Below are 18,605 nucleotides of genomic sequence, written 5' to 3'. Positions count from 1 at the left end.
CGAACCTGTTCAGTCGTAAGCCTTCAGAAGTTTGGTTTGTATTCAAAACCTCTTTGCGCTTCGGAGTCGGAAAAGGGGGTGATCGGGCTCTTCTTGTTGAATGTTCCATTGACGAACGAGCCAGGGAACATCTGGATCTTATTGTTGAACAGCTCTACTTCCCGGTTGAAAACCGTGACAGCCGCGCCGATGTTCTCTTGCTGCTCGGTGATTTCGCGCATGAAATAGGTCGCGATCTCGGCGGCTTTGAGGTCTGGATAGGCTTCATAGGTCACTCGCAGACTATCCAGCAGCGCCAGGGTGGCTTTCTCGGTAGTGACGAGCGCCCGACCATCTGCCTCGGCAGGGAGACCCGCAATGGCGCTCCGCAGCTGGGTGATGTCGGTCAGCAGCTTCTGCTCGTAGTCCTGGTAATTGCCGACCTGTGGCTGAAGCGCATCGAGCACCTTCGTTTTCTGGCGCTCATAGGTCAGCACGTCTGCCCAGGCCCGCTGCGCGCGGTTGTGCGCGCCGATGATGCCGTTGTAGAGCACGATCAGGCTGATCACTACGGCGACCAGGATCAAGCCAAAGATAACGATGGGGTCCATTTTTCAATCTCCTTGAAGAGCCGCGGATGGGGTGACAGGACTGAAGTTGTCATCATGCTGCTCCGCGAGTTCATGCACGATGGACAAGATGGCGGTTAGCTTGGGTAGGCGGATTCCAGCTTCTATAGCTTTGAAAAACTCTTCTGGTGTGGCCAGGTCATAGGGCATATCCGGCTCAAGCAAGTTCTTATTATCAAAGCTAAGGCACAGCAGGCCTTCGGCTGAAAATTCCAGGTTGGGCTCAACTAATCTTTCGTTCAGACGTAGTAAAGTCAGTAGGGTGATTGGCTTGGCGAATTTGGCGCAAGCCAAGGTTTCGGTGCCCGTCAGCGTGAAGGCACGGTTGAAATCGCTGGAAGTGGGCTCGAAGACCTGTGACAGATCGACCGCTTTATGGCTGCCGGCGCGTACCGCTATGTTGGCGATCCAGGGAAAATCCATCACTAGGCTATAGCGATAATAGTGGTGATAGACTTTTCTCTTTTGCGTCTTGCTACCACCCTTGCCATCTGAAACTCTAGTGTATACGGTCTGCACGTCAACATAGTGTAACTGGTAGTAGTGATATTTCAGCTCATGCATTCGGCCCAGTGAAGTGCCCTCCAATGCATAGTTGATTTCACGGCTGTAATTACCTCGATGATAATCTCCGAATTGGCTAAATAGATAATCGAGGGAAGCGGCGGCCGGCTCAAGTCCATTGGTGAGTGCAGCAGCGCGCCAGGTGATTTCCTCTGCAAGTTTCGGCACCAATTTGTTACGCCTTCGTATGAAGGCGATACATGCCCATCCAGCGACGACGAAAACCATGAAAAGACCTAGCAAGAGCAAGCTCGGGTCCCACGTTATCCATTGGCTAAGCCAAAGCTTCGACTCTGGCGTTACCCCGCAACATCCCAGCGCCGCCATTATCAGGGCTACCGATAAGACCCACAGCCTAGAATTGTAGAATCTGAGCGGCCCCTCGAAGTCACGTAGGCCTTGGGTGGCCGAAAGAAGCTCATCCTTTGTAGTGGCTGCGGCCACTGCCGTGGAGGTGTCGGCCAGCAATTTCGATAAGCGACTATTATGTATACGGCTGCCCATGGTCTCTTACGCTTGATAAGTGGGTAACGGATCGCTTGGCAGGCTGCAAGACCAACCACCTTTCTTGGCACGAATGGATTGCCTGTTGGCCGTACGAGCATGCACAAGCTTTTCACCAGTCACTTTCTTCTCCGGTCAGGTCATTACAGGGCCGCTTTCCGTATCGCGGCTGGCCTATGGCCTAATGTATCGAGGCGGAGGCATGACCTCGGTACACGAGGTTATGCGCCTGAGTTGAAGAGATGAGGAGCAGCAGGAGGGTGACTGGCCTTTCCTCGGCTTCGGTGAGCGTCCTGCTTGTAGGTCACCAGGTGATTGTAGCGAAAATGCGTGACGCAATACGCATTTTCGTAAAGGGGCGGAAGTGCTGGAAAGCTCAAGCGGGCTAATTCCAGGAGGCCAGTCTTGGTTTGGCTTTGCTGGTCTGGACGGAGCCAAGGGTTGCGGTCGTTGGTGCCACGCCTGCAGCATTCGAGTCGACTCGGCTGTGGCGACGGCTTGGCTCGTGATTGGGCATGGATACTGGGAGGACGGAGTGTTCCTCAAGCCTGGAAGTTGAGGCACAGGGTTTCAAAGGTGAGCTCGCTTGGTACGGAGCTGAGTCAGAAACTGTGAGGCGATCAGGCATGATGCTGCCTGTCTTGAAGGTAGCCAAGGAAAGGCCTGCCCACAACGGAACGCTATTTGCGTGCTGGAACCCATCGCCTCCCGCCGTAACGAGTCCGCCATGCGCCATTTCGATACCGATGCCCTCGCTACCTTCATCGCGGTGATCGATCACGGCGGCTTCACGGCGGCGGCCGAGCGGATCGGCAAGACCCAGGCGGCGGTGAGTCTGATCGTCAGTCGGCTGGAGGAGCGGGTGGGCAAACGACTGCTGGAACGCAGTCGCAAGGGGGTGAGCCTGACCGCCCACGGCGAGATCCTGATGGGCTATGCGCGGCGCATGCTGATCCTGGAAGACGAGGCGCTGTGCGCCCTGGAGTGCAAGCTGGAGGCGACGCGGGTGCGCATCGGCATGCCCGACGACTACCTGGACAGCCTCGGCGCCTGGCTACTGCAGACCTTCTCGGCGCAGCATCCGGAGATCCAGGTAGAGATCCTCTGTGACTTTTCCAAACGGCTGGAACCCCAGGTCCAGATGGGGGATCTGGACCTGGCCATCGTCACCCGCGAGAGCGGGCGGCCCATCGGTGAGCTGCTCTGCGAGGAAGCTCAAGTATGGTGCAGTGTGGTGGGGAAACGTCCGGAACGGGAGCAGGTGTTACCGCTGTCGCTGTTCGCCGACAATTGTCGGGCCCGGCCGGGCATCCTCGCGACGCTGGACGAGGCCGGGCGGCCCTGGCGCATCGTATCGTCTTCGTCGCATCTGCCTGGCATCCTCGCGGCGGTGCGTCTGGGTGCCGCGGTGACGGTACTGCCGGCCTCGGTGGTACCCGAGGGCTGGCGCGTGCTGGGCGCAGCCGAGGGCTTGCCGCAATTGCCGCACCTGGAGCTGGCGCTGCTGGTGCCGGCCGGGGCTCGCTTGAGCACCCGGCGGCTGGCCAATTTCATCCGTGATCGCTATCAAGAGCGGCAGCGCGCCGCGACTGCCTGATCTCTACGCCCAGGTCTGGGCCACGTCGGTGAAGGCCGCTTCCAGTTCCGCGAGGACCGCGTCGGTGTGGGCGAAGGTCAGGTACAGGCGGCCATAGGCGACGGGCATCATCAGCACGCCGCGAGCGCGCAGGGCGAAGTGCAGGGCGCGGGTCCATTCGGCGTGGACGCTGGCTTCGGCCTGGGCGTAGTCGCTGGGGGCCTGGGCGTGGTTCCAGGGGGTGAAGACGCTGCCGTAGCCGCTGCTGGAAAAGGGCAGGCCCTGAGCGGCGAAGGTGGCGGCCAGGCGGGTGCGCAGGGCGTCGCCGCGGGCTAGCAGGGCGAAGTAGTCCTTTTTGACCAGCAGTTCGAGGGTGGCGAGCACCGCCGCGCAGGCCGGGGGATTGCCGCTGTAGGTGCCGGCACGAACCACCTGGCCGCGCTCGAACAACTCCATGATGGCCGGCTTGCCGAGCAGCGCGGCGACCGGGATACCGCTGCCGATGGCCTTGCCCACCGCCGCGAGGTCAGCGTCCACGCCTAGATAGTGCCCGGTAAGGCCGGCGTGCAGGCGAAAACCCATCAGTACCTCGTCGAGGATCACCAGGGCGCCGTTGCGATGGGCACGGTCGGTAACGTACTGCAGGTAGCCGGGGGCGGGTTCCAGGCAGCCGGCGTTGGCCAGCACCGGTTCCATGAGGATGGCGGCGATGTCGTCGTATTCGGCGAACAGCTGCTCCACGTCGGCGAAGTCGTTGTAGCGCAGCAGTAGCATGCCGTCGCGTTCGGGACGGGCGCCGGTCATGCGCGCGGCCGGTGACTGGGCGTTGCCGAAGGCCACCGGGTCGTACCAGCCGTCGTAGGCCGCGGCGAATTTGACGATGCGGCCGCGGCCGGTGGCGATACGCGCGGTACGGCAGGCCAGGTGCACCGCCTCGCTGCCGGTGTTGAGGAAGATCACCTGCGATAGGTCACCGCAACGGGCGGCCAGGGCGGCGGCGGCGGCTTCTTCACGGGCGTGGGCGAAGGAGGGCATGGGGCCTTCGGCCTGGGCCTGGGCCACCGCCTCTAGCACCGCGGGCGGGGCATGGCCGAGCAGGGTGGCGCCAAAGCCCATGGCGGTGTCGAGATAGCGCTGGCCGCGGTCGTCCCAGAGGTAGGCGCCCGCGGAGCGGGTGACCCGCAAGGCGTGGCCCTGGACATTGGGAAGGGCGCGTCCTGCGCTGGAGATTCCACCCACGAGAAAGGTCATGACGGAGGTACTCGGATTGCGGGGTTGATCAGTAACCGAGCAGGCGGGGTAACCAGCCGCTCAGGGAAGGGAAGAGCACGAGCAGGGCGACGGCCACGGCGGTGGCCAGCCAGAAGGGCACCAGGCGCCAGGACACCTCGCCGATGGACAGCCGGGCGACGTTACAGACCACGAAGATGTTGGTGCCTATGGGGGGCGTGAACAGCCCCCAGCCGAGGGTCACGGTGAAGATCAGGCCGATCTGGTAGGGCTCGAAGCCGGCGGCCTTGGCGATAGGTACCAGGATGGGCGCGAGGATGATCATGGCCGGGCCGAGGTCGAGCCAGAAGCCCACCACCTTGAGCGTCAGCACGATCAGCAGCATGGTCAGCAGCGGGCCGGTGTGCAGGTTGACGATCCAGCCGGCCACGGTGTGGGGTACCTGCTCCACGGTGAGGATCCAGCCGAAGGGCATGGCCACCGCCATGATGATCATTACCGAGCCGGTAGTGACGACTGCCTCGTGGATCGCCGGCAGTAGGTCGCGCCAGCGCAGTTCGCGATAGACCAGCATGCCGGCGACCAGGGCATAGAGCACCGAGACGGCGGCGGCCTCGGTGGCGGTGGCGAAGCCGCTGACGATGGTGCCCAGCACCAGCAGCGGCATCAGCAGCGCCGGCAGGGCATAGCCCAGGTCACGCAGCAGCTCGCGCAGCGGCAGGCGTTCGTCGACCTTGGGGAAGTTCTCGCGCACCCCGACCACATAGGCGGTGACCATGAAGGTCAGCGCCAGCAGCACGCCGGGGATGAGACCGGCGACGAACAGGCCACCGATGGAGGTATTGGTCAGCACGCCATAGAGGATGAGGATGACGCTGGGCGGCACGATGATGCCCAGGGTGCCGGAGGCGGCGGTGACCGCGGCGGCGAAGGCGCGCGGATAGCCGCGCTCTTCCATGGCCGGGATCATCACCTTGGCCACCGCGCCGGTGTCGGCGGTGGCGGAGCCGGTCAGGCCGCCGTAGACGAAGGCGGTGGCCACATTGACCAGGCCCAGGCCGCCGCGGAAGCGGCCGAGGAAGTGCTCGGCGATACGCATGAGGCGCCTGGTCAGGCCGCCGCGGTTCATCAGCTCGCCGGCCAGCAGGAACAGCGGGATGGAACTCAGGGTGGCGGAGTCGGCGCCGCGGATGGTCTGCTGGGCGAGCCAGGCCAGGGGCATGCTCAGGTCGCCCACCAGCAGGGCGACGATGCTGGCGCCGGCCATGGCCCAGACGATGGGGATGCCGGCCAGCAGCAGGACGATGAAGGCGAGGAACAGCGCGAGGACGGTCATGCCTGGGGCTCCCGGCGGATACAGAGGCGCCACAGCCGCAGCAGGGCGATGACGACGAGCAGGGCCGCCGCGCTGACCAGCGCCAGGGTCATCAGGCCGGAGGGCCAGCGCAGCACCGGGGTGGGCACCCGCCCGGAGCGTTCCAGCACCGCCCAGCCGCTGGTCAGCAGCCAGAGGCTGACGCCCAGCAGCACCAGGCAGCCGAATACCTGCAGGGCGCGTTGGCCGGCGGGCGGCAGCAGCAGCAGGACGCCGACGAAGCGCACGTTCTCGCCACGCAGCTCGGCCAGCACGCAGCCGATGAAGGTGACCCAGACGAAGCTCAGGGCGGCGATCTCGAAGGACCACTCGAAACCGGGCAGGTGGAAGTAGCGCGCCACCACCCCGCCGGTGATGGCGCCGAAGGTGGCGAGGAACAAGAGGACGCCCACGCCCTGCAACAGGCGCTCGGCGCCCGAGGGACGCTGCGGGACGTGGGTCGGATCGCTCATGGCTCAGTGGGCCTCGCGCGCGGCGCTGCGGGTCTGGTCGACGAAGGCCTGGCCCCATTCACCGGCGAAGCGGGTGTAGACCGGATCGACCAGGGCCTGGAAGGGCGCGGTGTCGACGCTGTTGACCTGCACACCCTTGGCCTTGAGTTCGGCGAGGACCTTGGCGTAGGTGGCGTCCAGCTGGCCGCGGTACCAGGTCACGGTGTCCTGCGCCGCCTTGCGCAGCGCCTCACGCTGGGGCTCGCTCAGGCTGTCGTAGGTATCCTTGTTCATGAACCAGTAGTTGGCCGACCAGATGTAGTTGGACAGCGACAGGTACTTGGCCACCTCGAACCACTTCTGATCGTAGAAATCGCGCATTTCCGGCTCGACGCCATCCACCACGCCGGATTGCAGGGCGCTGTAGACCTCGCCGAAGGGAATCGACTGGGCCAGGGCGCCAAGTTGCTTGAGGGTGGCGAGGATCACCGGATTCGGCGGCGTGCGGATCTTCAGGCCACCGAGGTCGGCCGGGGCGACGATGGGGTGCTTGCTGTTGGCGAACTGGCGGAAACCCGAATCCAGGGCGCCGAGCAGCATGTAGCCGTGGTCCTGGCCGAGGCCCAGCAGGGCCTTGCCCTGGGGACCGTCGAGGAAGGCGTGGACGTTGGCCGCGTCGCGGAACAGGAAGGGCAGGGAGACCACGTTGAGGCGTGGATCGATGGCGTCTACCGCGCCGCCCAGGCCGATGTCGATGGAGCCGTTGCCAACGCCTTCGGCGATGGGGCCTTCGTCACCGAGCTGGCCATCGGGGAAGACCTTGACGGTCAACTCGCCCTTGGACTCGGTCTTGAGCTCCTCGGCGAAGCGCTGCACCGCCTGGTTGATCAGGCTGTCGCTGCTGGAGGCGTGGGCCAGGCGCAGGGCGCGGGCGGCGGCAGCACTCTGCAGGTCGAGCAGACCCAGGGTGGTGGAAAGGGCGATGGCGAGCCAGCTGAGGCGCGCCTTGGTCCGGCGTTGCGGCATGGTGCTGCTCCTGAAGGAGGGGGCCGGAAGTGGCGCCCCTGTTCAGGGATACTGCCAAGCTTTGCCGCTGCGCTGGATAAAGATGCGTAATGCTGTGATAAACGGGCGTTAGAGGGGCCCGTGCTGCACCACCCAGCGCAGCGAAGCCGGCAACATGGGGCCGTGGCCGAGATCCGGCAGGGTTGTGAAGTGCACCGTCAGGCCCGGAATGCGGGCGAGACGTTCAGCCAGGCGCGGGGTGGCGTCAGCCGGGACCGCACTCTGGAACTGCGCGGGCAGGTCGTGCTCGGCACCGCCTTGCAGCAGGATGAGTTCGGCGGGGTGTCCTTGCAGGCGCTGCGCCAGGGCTTGGTCATCCTGCGGCAGGGCGTCGGGACTCCACCACAGCGAGGGGCTGACGGCGTAGCCGCGGGCGAAGGCGTCCGGGCGGGTGAGCAGGGCGTGGAGCACGAACAGACCGCCCAGGGAATGGCCCCATAGCGCGCGCCGATCGCGATCGAGGGGCACCTGCTGCGCCACCGCCGGTTCCAGGCGGTCGAGCAGCCAGGCGAGAAAGACATCGGCGCCGCCGGTGGGCATCTCACGAAAGCGTTCGCTGGTGGGCTGCGAGGCCGTGTAGTCGAGGACACGTCCCGGACCATAGATACGCTTGCCGCCGGCATAGCCTACCGCCACCAGTACCGGTGGCTGCGGACGGCGGGCCAACTCGTCGAGCAGCTCAGCGTTCAGCCCGCCCAGGGCAGCGTTGCCATCGAGCAGGTAGAGCACCGGATAGCCCGCCGCGGGCGCCGGGGCGGCGGGGCGGGCGATCCAGACTTGGTAGTGACGGGCGCCGTCGACGGAATCCAGCTGCACTTCGCTGAAGGAATAGCCCTGGCCGGGCTGGGCGAGGACGCTGGCGTCCATCGGTTGATCGATGGGGCGGGCCTGGCCTGGAACAGCCAGAGCCAGCAGCAGCGGCAGGACCAACCAGGCACGCAGCGGTGTGAGGCGAAGCGAGAGCGGCAACAGGGGCATCGGCGAACAAGACTCATTTTCAGTAAAGCCAGGCAGCCTACCGTGCTGCACTCGCGGTCGCCATACTGGCCAGGTGTCTTCGCCGCCCAGGAGGCTTCATGCATCACCCCAACCTGCTGTTCGATCTAGATGGCACCCTTACCGATTCGCGCCTGGGCATTACCCGGGCGATCCAGGTGGCGCTGCGCGCCGAGGGGATCGACGAACCCGACCTGCGTGCGCTGGAGGTCTTCATCGGCCCGCCGCTGCTGCAGAGTTTCATGGCCCACTACGGCTTCGACGAGGCGCGGGCCTGGCGGGCGGTGGAGGCCTACCGGGTGTACTTCCGTACCACCGGCCTCTATGAAAACGAGGTCTATGCGGGCATCCGCGAACTGCTGGCTGGCCTGCACGCAGCGGGACGGCGGCTCTATTTGGTGACCGCCAAGCCCTGGGTATTCGCCCAGGAGATCTTGCGGCACTTCGCGCTGACCGACTACTTCACCGCCCTGTACGGCAGCGAGCTGGACGGTACCCGTGGCGACAAGACCGAATTGCTCCGCCATGTGCTGGCGACCGAGGCCTTGGCGCCGGAGACCTGCCTGATGCTCGGTGATCGCGAGCACGACTTGATCGCCGCGCGGGAGAACGGCGTGGCGGCGGTGGCCTTGGGCTATGGCTTCGGCAGTCGGGAAGAGCTGGAGCGACAGCGTCCGGCCTTTCATTTCCATAGCGTGGCGGCGTTGCGCCAGGGCTTTGGGCTCTAGGCTCTGTACGAAAAATCCGAGCGAGTAGAATCGTCGCCATGACAGGCTGGAGGGCCGAATGGCAAGGCGTTACGAACTCCCGGAAGAAGCGTGGGAGCTGATCGCAGATAGTGTTTCTCTCGAACAGAAGAGGGGGCGCCCACGCAGTGATGACCGACTGATGCTCAATGGCATCTTCTGGATCCTGTGTTCAGGTGCTGCCTGACGCGACCTGCCAGAGCGATTCGGCCCCTGGTCGCCGGTGTATCAGCGGTTTCGTGACTGGCGAGATGGCGGCCCCTGCGATCAGATTCTCGAGCGTTTACACGTTCGCCTGAATCAGGAAGGGCTGATTGACCTGGACACCTGGGTGATTGACTCCACCGCCGTACGCGCAACCCGAGCCTCTTCTGGCGCTGGGAAAAAAGGGGGCCAGAAGAGCAGGTAGACCATGCGCTGGGGCGCAGCAGAGGTAGCCTGACCACCAAGATCTACATGATTTGCGACGCCAACGGCGTCCCCCTACGCTTTGTATTGTCGCCGGGTCAGGCCAGTGACAAATGCCGAGGCTCTTCTGGATCAAGTACGCCTCCCTGGCAAGTCAGGCCGACCCCGCAAGCGCTACCGCTGGTTGCTGGCAGACAAGGGCTGCGATGCCGAGCACTTGCGCCAGTACTGCGACCGTTACCGGATGAGGCCTGTGATTCCGCTGCGAACGATGAAACGCAAGCCCAAGCCGGGACTGCCAAGGCTATTCGACAGTCCGAAATACCGGCAGCGCAACATCATCGAGCGGATGTTCGGCTGGCTGAAGGAGAGTCGCAGGATTGGCACTCGCTACGACAAGCTGGCAAAACGTTTCGCTGCGATGGTCACGCTCGCTTGCACGCTGCGCTGTCTACGCCAGTACTTTTCATACAGAGCCTAAAGATCAGGCGACCTGCAGAGGTTTTACCTGCGCACGGATCTGTTCACCTTTCGCTATCTCTGCCTTTCTCAGTTCATAGGCAGCCTGCAGGCCTACCCAGAAACCAGGGGTAGTATCGAACGCAGCGGCGAGGCGTAGCGCCATATCGGCCGTCACTCCGCGACGCTCCAGAACGACATCGTTTACGGTAGGGGCCGAGACGCCCAGGGCGCGGGCCAGCGCGGAAGCGCTTATGCCCATGGGTACCAGATACTCTTCCCGCAGGATCTCGCCGGGATGAACCGGGCGCATTCCGTTGGTCAGCATGGCGTTACCTCTTTCACTATCATCTAGGGCTGGTGGGACGGGGTATTACGTTCGAAGCCAGTTACCGCGCCGGTGGCGTCTAGCCGACCCTCTTAGTGATAGTCGACGATCTCTACATTGACTGGCCCGTGTGCGGTCCACTCGAAACAGATGCGCCACTGGTCGTTTATGCGAATGCTGTGCTGGCCTTTACGATCCCGCTCCAGTTGCTCCAGGCGGTTACCGGGAGGAGACCTGAGGTCTCGCAGCTCAATGGCCTCGTTCAACATCGCCAGCTTCCGCGTCGCCACGGCAGCTATTTGGCTCCATTGCCGGTTCTGTCCAGTCGTAAATAGCTCTTCGGTATCGCTACAGCGAAAGCTGCGGATCATTGCAGCTCCTTGACGAGGCTCGTTAAAAATATTAACGCCTAACGTTAGGCGTTTCAACTGAGGTTTGGCAAGAGATTATCCGTCAGTTGATACCCGGCGCTCTTGCCGATCAATTGTTCACGCAGTACGGATTGGCCAGCGTTGCGCCAGGGCTTCGGCTTCTAGCGAGACGCCGCGACCGGCGTGGCGGTGGCCGGCCGGTCGACGGTCATTGGTGCGATCAGCCGCAGGTCGCGGTCTGCACCACCAGGCTGTCGCTGGTGGTGATGGTCAGGCGCTGGGAGTTGAAGTCCATGGTCATGGGGTCCTGCGGACGCACCACACGGACCACCTGGGCACCGGCGCGTTGGCGGCTTTCCTCGGCCAGGGCCGGGGAAAGGGCCTTGCCGACCAGATCCTGGACCGCATCGGAGTTGCAGCGGCCATTGCTGCTGGTGGTGGTGCTCGCGGTCGGCGTGGCGGCCGCTGGACTGCCTTGCGTTTCATGCGAGCCGCAACCGGCCAGCAGGGTGAAGAGGGCGGCACCGGCCAGCAGGAGAGAGGTTTTGGAGCTCATGAGTTCGCCTTTTCGATCGTGAGAGAAGGAACCTTAACCCGTACGGGCCTGTGCATGGACCCCGCTGGGGTGGGCATTGTTACAAATCGCGAGTCAGCCGACCCTGGCGATGGGATGAGATCGGTCCTCCGACGACAATAAAGTTAATAAATATAACGTTCGGTAATCGGCCAAATTCGGCTCGGACGGCTTGATCCATTTTTGGCATCGCCCATCATCGACCCAGGGCCGCCCGGCCCCCACGGTGACGACAACAACAACAAAGGGACACCCGCCATGTCAGCACGCTATCCGTTCGCCTTCCCTCCTGACGATCGCCCGATCCGCGCCCGCTAGGCCCTGATCACGCGCCTTTGCGGCGCCTTCCGCCTTCACTGTCAGGACGGTCATCTCATGTCTACTTCGCGCTCGCCTCGGGCTTGCGCACGGGCTCGCTCGTGCCTCGCTTTTGTCTCCTTCGCCGCTCTACTGGTCAGCGAGGGCGCCGCCGCCGCGCCCTCGCTCAATCTGGAGCGGGCGCCCAAACCCCTCAACAATCTGGAAGTGGAGCGTCCGTTGCCACCCGGCCCGCCGCGCTGGATCGAGGACTATCGCTTCCTCGACGATCCGGCCAAACGTACCGACCCCTTCGATGAACTGCGTTACCACCGCCTCGGCGAGTCGGCCTGGCTGCAGACCGGTGGCGAAGCGCGCTATCGCTTCGATACCTTCCACGCGCCGGTCTTCGGCCGGCGCGGGGTGAACACCGATCACTACATCCAGCAACGCCTGCAACTGCATGCCGACCTGCACCTGTTCGACGATGCCTTGCGCACCTTCGTCCAATTGGAGAACACCCGCACCTGGAACAAGGCGATCTATGGACCCTTCGACCAGAGCCGCACCGAGCTGCACCAGGCCTTCGTCGACCTCAATACGCCGCTGGCCGGTGGCAGCCTGATGACCCGGGTGGGGCGCCAGGAGCTGGGCTATGGCGACCAGGTGCTGGTCACCTACCGCGACGGCCCCAACATCCGCATCAACTTCGACGGGCTGCGCCTGTCCTGGAAGCGGCCGGGTGGCTATCGGCTGGATGCCTTCGCCGTGCGACCGGTGGTGACCGGCGAGGACAGCTTCGACGACGGTTCCAATAACGAGGTCAAGTTCTATGGTCTCTACGGCACCCTGCCGGTGGCCGGACCGCTGCAACTGGATATCTATGGTTTCGGCCAGGAGAAGGACCAGCGCAGTCTGGACGGCCTGAGCGGCGCGGAGCAGCGCTATACCGGTGGAGTCCGGCTGTTCGGCAAGGCGGCGGGCTGGGACTGGAGCTGGGATCTGATCGGCCAGGGCGGTCAGCTCGGCGGTGCCCAGATCCGCGCCTGGGCGGTGAGCAGCGAGACCGGCTATCGCCTGGATGCCCCTTGGAAGCCGCGTCTGGCCATGCGCCTGGATGCCGCCAGTGGTGACGATCGGCTTGGCGATGGCCGGGCCGGCACCTTCGATCCGCTCTATCCGAAGAACGGCGTCTACGGCAACTCGGGGCTCACCACCCTGGCCAACCTCTATCTGGCCGGCCCCTTGTTGACCCTGACGCCCCAGCCGACCCTGCAGCTGGAAAGCGGTCTGTTCGCCGTCTGGCGGCAGAGCACCAACGACGGCGTCTACCTGCCGGGCATGGTGACGGTGCCTGGCACCGCTGCCAGCAGCGCACGCAAGACCGGCAATCTCTGGCGCAACAACCTGCGCTGGCGACCCCTGCCTTACCTGACCCTGGACCTGGAATACAGCTACTTCCAGGCAGGCCCGGCGGTACGCCAGGCCAAGGGCGACAGCACGAGCTATCTATCGGCCGCCACCACCTTCCGTTTCTAAGGAGTCCGCCATGCGTCTGTTCTCGAACGCCCCGTCCGGGGCTCGCCTGACCCTCGTGCTGTGCTTCATCGTCGCCCTGCTGGAAGGCATGGACCTCCAGGCCATGGGCATCGCCGCCCCGGCCATGGCCAAGGCCTTCGGCTTCCAGCCGGGGCAGATGGGGCTGGTATTCAGCGCCAGCATACTTGGCCTCTTGCCCGGCGCCTTCATCGGCGGCTGGTGCGCCGACCGTATCGGCCGCAAGCGGGTGCTGATCGCCTGCGTGCTGATCTTCGGTGTCTTCTCGGTGGCCACCGCCCATGTCTGGAGTCTGGAAAGCCTGCTGCTGGTGCGGCTGCTCACCGGCATCGGCCTGGGTGGCGCCCTGCCGAACCTGATCGCGCTATCCGCCGAATCGGTGGACGAGCGCGCGCGGGCCACGGCGGTCAGCCTGATGTACTGCGGCGTGCCCCTGGGCGGTGCCCTGGCGGCGGTGGTGGGGCTGCTGGACGTCGGGCGCTGGCAGACGGTGTTCTATGTCGGCGGCCTGGCACCCCTGCTGGTGGCGCCGTTGCTCGGTCGCTACCTGGTGGAGACCGCCGGCTTTCTCCGTGGCCGTGGCGCCGTGCAGGCGAGCGGGGCGGGCAGGGCCTGGCTGGGCGCGGTACCGCTGTCGACTACCCTGCTGCTGTGGCTGGGCTACTTCTTCACCCTCACGGTGATGTACATGCTGCTCAATTGGCTGCCCTCGCTGCTGGTGGGGCAGGGCTTCAGCCGGGGCCAGGCGGTAGGGGTGCAAATTCTGTTCAACCTCGGCGGCGGTATCGGCTCGGTGCTGTTCGGTCTGCTCATGGACCGCTGGCGGCCGCGGCTGACGGTGCTGGCCATCTACCTGGGCATCCTGCTCGGCCTCGCCGGACTGGGACTGGCCAAGGCCTATCCGCTGGTGGCCCTGGCCGGCTTCGCCGCCGGGCTGTTCGTGGTCGGTGGCCAACTGGTGCTCTATGCCCTGGCGCCGCAACTCTATCCGGCGGCGGTCAGGGCGACCGGGACCGGTGCCGCGGTGGCCGTGGGGCGGCTGGGTGCCATGGCCGGCCCCCTGCTGGCCGGCCAGGTGCTGACCCTCGGCGGTGGCGCGGCGACCCTGGTGGTGGCCACCACCCCGGCGGTGCTGGTGGCGGCGGGCGCGGTGCTGGCCCTGCTGCAACGGCGGGCGTCAGCTCCGGCTGCCGCCACGGCTGAGGCAGCCGGCCATGCGTGACGGCCAGGGCACCCTGTACGACGATGTCCTGTTGCTGGATGGCGTACGCACGCCCTGGACCGACCTGGGTGGCGCCCTGGGCCAGGTGTCGCCCACCGACCTCGGCATCGCCGTGGCCCGGGCGCTACTGGCGCGGGGGCACGACGCCGGGGCGGTGGACTCCGTACTGGCCGGCTGTGTGGCCCAGGCCAGCTTCGACGCCTATCTGCTGCCGCGCCATATCGGCCTCTATGCCGGGGTGCCCGAGGCGGTGCCGGCGCTGCAGGTGCAGCGCGTCTGCGGCACGGGCCTCGAGCTCCTGCGCCAGGCCGGCGATCAGCTGCAGAGCGGCCAGGCCAACCGGGTGCTCTGTGTGGCGGCTGAATCCATGACCCGCAATCCCATCGCGGCCTACACCCACCGCAGCGGCTTTCGCCTGGGCGCGCCGGTGGAGTTTCACGATTTTCTCTGGGAGGCGCTCAAGGACCCGGCGGCCGGACTGGACATGATGGCTACCGCGGAGCGCCTGGCGGAGCGCCACGGCATCGCCCGCGAGGCGGTGGATGCCTGGGCGCTACGGAGTTTCGAGCGCGCCCTGGCGGCCCAGCGCCAGGGCTGGTTTCGCGAAGAGATCGTGCCGGTGGTGGCGGCGCGCTTCGAATCCGCTGGCCTGGCGCCACGGGAGTTGCGCCTGCCGCGGGGCTGCGCGGTGGTCGAGCAGGACAGCCATCCGCGGGAGACCTCGCGGGAGGCCCTGGCGCGGTTGGCGCCGGTGCATGAGGGTGGCGTCCAGACCGCCGGCAACAGCTGCGCGGTGGCCGACGGTGCGGCCGCCGTGCTGCTGGCGCGGGGTGCGGATACCGTACCGGAGCGGGCGTTGGCCTGGGTACGGGGCAGCTGCGTGGTGGGGGTGCCGCCCGAATTCATGGGCAGTGGGCCGGTCCCGGCGATCCAGGGTCTGCTGGAGCGCGCCGGTCTGCCGCTGGCTGCCATTGACCGCCTGGAGATCAACGAGGCCCAGGGCGCCCAACTGCTGGCGGTACAGCGATCTCTGGAACTGGACCCGGCGCGCCTCAATGTACATGGCGGCGCCATCGCCCTCGGTCATCCGCTGGCGGCTACCGGCCTGCGCCTGGCCATCACCCTGGCCCGGCAACTGCGCGCCGGGGGGCTGCGCTATGGCGTGGCGGCGGTCTGCATCGGCGGCGGCCAGGGCATGGCGGTGTTGTTGGAGAATCCGGGGTGGCGCGGGCGGTAGGGGCTTGCTTGGGCGTGTTGCGCTTCGCTTCGCTCAGCGCCAACCTACGGACCTGATCGCGGCCCATGGCCGCGATGATTCTTTAGGCGGCAGGATGGCGACACTTTGTTGGGCTTCGCTAGCGCTCAACCCAACCTACGCGGGCACTTCCACCGGCGGCGTGACCAGCGGTGGGAAGTGGATCGCCACCCGCAGCCCCTGGCCGCTGGCCGGGGTGGCGAGTTCGATGCCGGCGTTGTGGGCGGTGGCGATGTCGCGGACGATGGCCAGGCCCAGGCCGGTGCCGTGAATGCCTCGGTCGATGCGATAGAAGCGTTCGAAGATGCGCGCACGCTCGGCCTCGGGGATGCCGGGGCCATTGTCTTCCACTTCCAGGACGGTCGCCCCCGCCTGGCTGTGCAGCCGCACCGTGACCTGACCGCCGCGCGGGGTGTATCTGAGGGCGTTGTCCACCAGGTTGTCGAGCAGGTCGCGCAGTTGGAAGACATTGCCTAGTACCGTCTGCGGCTCCAGTTCGAAGCCCAGGTCGATGCCGTGGCGATCGGCCTGGGCCAACTGGCTGGGAATGGCCTCGCCGACCAGTTCGTCCAGGCGCAGGGGCGCGCGCGGCGGACTCTCCAGCCGCGCGGTGGCGGCGCGGGCCAGGGTGAGCAGCTGGTTGGTCTGGCGGGTCATGCGTTCGGTGGCGGCTTCGAGTTGCGCCAGAGCGGCGGCGCTCTCGGCATCATCGGCATGGCGCTGGCGCAGCCACTGGGTCAGGGTGCTGATGCCGGCCAGGGGCGTACGCAGCTGGTGCGCCATGTCGTCGAGAAAGGCGCGCTGGTTGCGCGCGCCCTCGCGAACCCGCAGCAGCAGGCCGTTGAGCGCGGCGACGAAGGTGCTCAGCTCGCGCGGAGCCCCCTCTTCGCGTAGCGGGGCGAGGTCGTCGTAGTGGCGGCTGTCGAGCTGGCGTTCCAGGCGCTCCAGCGGACGCAGGCCGCGGCGCACGGCCCAGAGCAACTGGGCGGCGATGAGCAGGGCGACGATCAGTTGCACCGCCACCAGGGTCAGCACCATGCGTTGCAGGGCGGCGGTGTGGCGACTGAGGGTCTGGGCGACGCTGACCACCACGGGCTGGCCGGCGATGTTGCCCAGTTGGCCGACCATGAACACCGAGCGCTCGTTGATGCGGGCGCGCCGCGCCGTGGTGTGCCCGTCGCGCATCTCGTCGGTAACCGCCTGGACCGGCATGGCGCCGTCGCCGAACAGCAGCCGACCGTCGAGGGCGCGGACCGCCAGCCAGACGTGGTCATGGCTGTTGTGGCGCAGCAGGTACTCCACCTCGGTGGGCAACCACAGCCGTCCGGCGCCATCCACCCGCAATTGCTCCAGCAGCAGGGTCGCGGAGTCGGTGAGGTCGCTGTCGAGGGCACTGAACGCGGGCTTGCGGGCGAACTGATAGCTGACTAGCGCGCCGCCGAGGTTGACCAGCAGCACCGGTAGCACCAGCCATTTCAGCAGGCGCCGGCGCAGGCTGCTGCCGGGCGTGCTCATAGGCCGCTGGCCTCCTCCAGGCGATAGCCGAAGCCACGCACGGTGCGGATGCCGACGCCGGAGTCGGTCAGCTTCAGGCGCAGGCGCGAGACGTAGACTTCCACGGCGTTGTGGGTCAGGTCCTCGCTGCTCCAGGGCGCCAGGGCGTCGATGATCTGCTGCTTGGAGACCACCTTGCCGGCCTGGCGCAAGAGGTGTTCGAGCACCGCCCACTCACGGGCCGAAAGATCCAGCGGTGTCTCGCCGAGGCGTGCCTGGTGGGCGGCGGTGTCCAGGCGCAGCGTGCCCAGGGTGAGGTCGGCGCAGCTCTGGCCACCGGCGCGGCGGGCCAGGGCCTTGATCCGGGCGACCAGTTCGGGCACGGCGAAGGGTTTGACCAGGTAGTCGTCGGCGCCCACCTCGAAGCCGTGCACCCGATCGTCGATGGCATCGCGGGCGGTGAGCAGCAGCACCGGCTGGTCGCTACCGCGCTGGCGCAGGCGGCGGACCACCTCGAAGCCGTCCAGGCCACCGGGCAGGCCGATGTCCAGCACCACCACGGCGAAACGGGTGGTGCGCAGCCAGGCGTCGGCCTCGGCGCCATTGCGCAAGAGGTCCACCTGCATGCCATGGCCCTCCAGGACGCGGCGGATGCCGTCGGCCAGGGTGGCATCGTCCTCGACGAGCAGGATGTGCATGGGGAGAGTCCTTAACGCTTGGCGATCCAGGGCATTGTCACTGCAGTTTGGCCGACGCGCGGCGGATTTTGAACAGGCGCTCAGCGGGGCAGGGCGCAGAAGTCACCGAGCGCACGCAACAGCGCCAGGCGGTGGAGGTCGTCGGGCTGGGCCGTGGCGAGGTGGGCGGTCAGGGCCTTGTCCAGCTGCGCCGGACAGTCCGCGGCCGCGCGCAGCTCGCCGGTGGCAGCGAGCCCGGCGAGCAGGCGGGTCTGCAGGGTGTCGAGGCGGGTCCTGAGTCCGGCCAGGTCCGGGCTCGTGGCGGGCAGCGGTTGCGCGCCGCGGCGCCAGGCGTCGAGCAGACCGTATTGCACCAGCTTGTTGGCTTCCATCTGGGCGGCAAAGAAGGTCTGGGCGGTGGCTGGGTTGACGTTGGCAGCCGGGGCGGCCTGGGCGACGCTGTCCAGCACCTGGCGCTCGCGGGTCTCGTCCAGCACCGGTTTGCCGGTGTCATGCTTGCTGCGGGCGACCTGGTCGGCCACCGTCAAGCGCTGCGCCATGGCGTCCAGCAGCGCCGGCAGGGGCGAGGGCGCGGCCTGGGCGCCTAGGGCGACGCTCAGGAGCGGGATGGCGAGCCAACGAATGCCAGGCATGACGACCTCCGGGGAAGGGGAAAGGGCACCGAAGCTCGCACGGGGCGGCGGGGTGGTCAAGCTGGGTGGGAGGGGGCGGTTGGGGTGAGGGGCGCAAGTCCGGCGTAGGGTGGAAAACCGCAGAGCGTTTTCCACGCAGGTACCGTGCCTCCGTGGATGAGGCTGCGCCGTCATCCACCCTACGGAGTCCAGCGCAGGTCGGTAGCTTCGAGCGA

At 66.1% G+C, this 18,605-nt stretch carries 20 protein-coding genes; 7 read left to right on the top strand and 13 right to left on the bottom strand.

Annotated elements, in window-relative coordinates:
* Nucleotides 1-23: 23 nt before the first annotated feature.
* Nucleotides 24-590 carry a LemA family protein gene (locus tag FAZ11_RS13840; protein ID WP_058773757.1) on the bottom strand — a complete coding sequence of 189 codons (567 nt, stop codon included), beginning with the start codon at nucleotides 588-590 and terminating at the stop codon, nucleotides 24-26.
* Between the two features lie 3 nt (nucleotides 591-593).
* Nucleotides 594-1,400 carry a hypothetical protein gene (locus FAZ11_RS13835; protein WP_137279294.1) on the bottom strand — a complete coding sequence of 269 codons (807 nt, stop codon included), beginning with the start codon at nucleotides 1,398-1,400 and terminating at the stop codon, nucleotides 594-596.
* A gap of 1,003 nt (nucleotides 1,401-2,403) precedes the next feature.
* On the opposite strand from FAZ11_RS13835, the gene FAZ11_RS13830 reads away from it, so the two are divergent.
* Nucleotides 2,404-3,273, top strand: a complete 870-nt coding sequence (locus FAZ11_RS13830) for a LysR substrate-binding domain-containing protein (protein WP_058760167.1) — start codon at nucleotides 2,404-2,406, stop codon at nucleotides 3,271-3,273.
* A 3-nt stretch (nucleotides 3,274-3,276) separates the two neighbouring features.
* Here FAZ11_RS13830 and FAZ11_RS13825 read toward each other — a convergent pair whose 3' ends face one another.
* From FAZ11_RS13825 to FAZ11_RS13805, 5 genes are all read right to left on the bottom strand, one after another.
* Nucleotides 3,277-4,503, bottom strand: a complete 1,227-nt coding sequence (locus tag FAZ11_RS13825; protein ID WP_058760155.1) for an aspartate aminotransferase family protein — start codon at nucleotides 4,501-4,503, stop codon at nucleotides 3,277-3,279.
* 28 nt (nucleotides 4,504-4,531) lie between these two features.
* Entirely contained in the window at nucleotides 4,532-5,818 is a 1,287-nt protein-coding gene (locus FAZ11_RS13820; RefSeq protein WP_058773755.1) for a TRAP transporter large permease, read from the bottom strand.
* Complete coding sequence (locus FAZ11_RS13815; protein ID WP_058760157.1) at nucleotides 5,815-6,309, bottom strand: TRAP transporter small permease; 495 nt, start codon at nucleotides 6,307-6,309, stop codon at nucleotides 5,815-5,817. Before FAZ11_RS13815 ends, FAZ11_RS13820 begins: the two co-directional genes overlap by 4 nt.
* 3 nt (nucleotides 6,310-6,312) lie before the next feature.
* Entirely contained in the window at nucleotides 6,313-7,314 is a 1,002-nt protein-coding gene (locus FAZ11_RS13810) for a TRAP transporter substrate-binding protein (RefSeq protein ID WP_058773754.1), read from the bottom strand.
* A 108-nt stretch (nucleotides 7,315-7,422) separates the two neighbouring features.
* Nucleotides 7,423-8,331 carry an alpha/beta hydrolase gene (locus FAZ11_RS13805; RefSeq protein ID WP_081320055.1) on the bottom strand — a complete coding sequence of 303 codons (909 nt, stop codon included), beginning with the start codon at nucleotides 8,329-8,331 and terminating at the stop codon, nucleotides 7,423-7,425.
* A 98-nt stretch (nucleotides 8,332-8,429) separates the two neighbouring features.
* Between FAZ11_RS13805 and FAZ11_RS13800 the strand changes: the two genes are divergently transcribed.
* The 3 genes from FAZ11_RS13800 to FAZ11_RS25195 all read left to right on the top strand — a co-directional run bounded on the left by FAZ11_RS13800 (nucleotide 8,430) and on the right by FAZ11_RS25195 (nucleotide 9,984).
* Nucleotides 8,430-9,077 (top strand): HAD-IA family hydrolase, encoded by a 648-nt coding sequence (locus tag FAZ11_RS13800; RefSeq protein ID WP_058768377.1) that lies wholly within the window; start codon nucleotides 8,430-8,432, stop codon nucleotides 9,075-9,077.
* Between the two features lie 58 nt (nucleotides 9,078-9,135).
* Nucleotides 9,136-9,282, top strand: a complete 147-nt coding sequence (locus FAZ11_RS25200) for a transposase (RefSeq protein ID WP_275078147.1) — start codon at nucleotides 9,136-9,138, stop codon at nucleotides 9,280-9,282.
* A 327-nt stretch (nucleotides 9,283-9,609) separates the two neighbouring features.
* On the top strand, nucleotides 9,610-9,984 hold the full coding sequence (locus FAZ11_RS25195) for a transposase (RefSeq protein ID WP_275045097.1): 375 nt from the start codon (nucleotides 9,610-9,612) through the stop codon (nucleotides 9,982-9,984).
* A 3-nt stretch (nucleotides 9,985-9,987) separates the two neighbouring features.
* On the opposite strand, the gene FAZ11_RS13790 is transcribed toward FAZ11_RS25195, so the two are convergent.
* The 3 genes from FAZ11_RS13790 to FAZ11_RS13780 all read right to left on the bottom strand — a co-directional run bounded on the left by FAZ11_RS13790 (nucleotide 9,988) and on the right by FAZ11_RS13780 (nucleotide 11,217).
* Nucleotides 9,988-10,290, bottom strand: a complete 303-nt coding sequence (locus FAZ11_RS13790; RefSeq protein ID WP_058768376.1) for a HigA family addiction module antitoxin — start codon at nucleotides 10,288-10,290, stop codon at nucleotides 9,988-9,990.
* A 92-nt stretch (nucleotides 10,291-10,382) separates the two neighbouring features.
* Nucleotides 10,383-10,661 carry a type II toxin-antitoxin system RelE/ParE family toxin gene (locus tag FAZ11_RS13785; RefSeq protein ID WP_058760161.1) on the bottom strand — a complete coding sequence of 93 codons (279 nt, stop codon included), beginning with the start codon at nucleotides 10,659-10,661 and terminating at the stop codon, nucleotides 10,383-10,385.
* A 220-nt stretch (nucleotides 10,662-10,881) separates the two neighbouring features.
* Nucleotides 10,882-11,217, bottom strand: a complete 336-nt coding sequence (locus FAZ11_RS13780) for an I78 family peptidase inhibitor (protein WP_058760162.1) — start codon at nucleotides 11,215-11,217, stop codon at nucleotides 10,882-10,884.
* Nucleotides 11,218-11,610: 393 nt separating this feature from the next.
* Here FAZ11_RS13780 and FAZ11_RS13775 point away from each other — a divergent pair, with 393 nt between their 5' ends.
* The 3 genes from FAZ11_RS13775 to FAZ11_RS13765 are packed head-to-tail and all read left to right on the top strand — an operon-like array spanning nucleotide 11,611 to nucleotide 15,548.
* Nucleotides 11,611-13,071, top strand: a complete 1,461-nt coding sequence (locus FAZ11_RS13775; RefSeq protein ID WP_081320054.1) for an alginate export family protein — start codon at nucleotides 11,611-11,613, stop codon at nucleotides 13,069-13,071.
* 10 nt (nucleotides 13,072-13,081) lie between these two features.
* The gene (gene mhpT, locus FAZ11_RS13770) at nucleotides 13,082-14,311 is read left to right on the top strand and encodes a 3-(3-hydroxy-phenyl)propionate transporter MhpT (RefSeq protein ID WP_058768374.1); all 1,230 of its coding nucleotides are present in this window, start codon (nucleotides 13,082-13,084) and stop codon (nucleotides 14,309-14,311) included.
* A complete protein-coding gene (locus FAZ11_RS13765; RefSeq protein WP_058773753.1) occupies nucleotides 14,304-15,548 on the top strand; it encodes a thiolase family protein in 1,245 nt (414 codons plus the stop codon). Before mhpT ends, FAZ11_RS13765 begins: the two co-directional genes overlap by 8 nt.
* A 135-nt stretch (nucleotides 15,549-15,683) precedes the next feature.
* Here the strand turns inward: FAZ11_RS13765 and FAZ11_RS13760 are convergent, their stop codons facing one another.
* The 3 genes from FAZ11_RS13760 to FAZ11_RS13750 all read right to left on the bottom strand — a co-directional run bounded on the left by FAZ11_RS13760 (nucleotide 15,684) and on the right by FAZ11_RS13750 (nucleotide 18,390).
* Entirely contained in the window at nucleotides 15,684-17,081 is a 1,398-nt protein-coding gene (locus FAZ11_RS13760) for a sensor histidine kinase (RefSeq protein WP_058773752.1), read from the bottom strand.
* Complete coding sequence (locus FAZ11_RS13755; RefSeq protein ID WP_058773751.1) at nucleotides 17,078-17,758, bottom strand: response regulator transcription factor; 681 nt, start codon at nucleotides 17,756-17,758, stop codon at nucleotides 17,078-17,080. Before FAZ11_RS13755 ends, FAZ11_RS13760 begins: the two co-directional genes overlap by 4 nt.
* Before the next feature lie 80 nt (nucleotides 17,759-17,838).
* Nucleotides 17,839-18,390: a chorismate mutase gene (locus tag FAZ11_RS13750; protein WP_137279293.1), complete on the bottom strand. Its 552-nt coding sequence runs from the start codon at nucleotides 18,388-18,390 to the stop codon at nucleotides 17,839-17,841.
* Between the last annotated feature and the right edge of the window lie 215 nt (nucleotides 18,391-18,605).

The organism is Pseudomonas rhizoryzae, from assembly GCF_005250615.1.
Lineage (GTDB): Bacteria > Pseudomonadota > Gammaproteobacteria > Pseudomonadales > Pseudomonadaceae > Chryseomonas > Chryseomonas rhizoryzae.
This window is presented reverse-complemented; position numbering and strand designations above follow the sequence as displayed.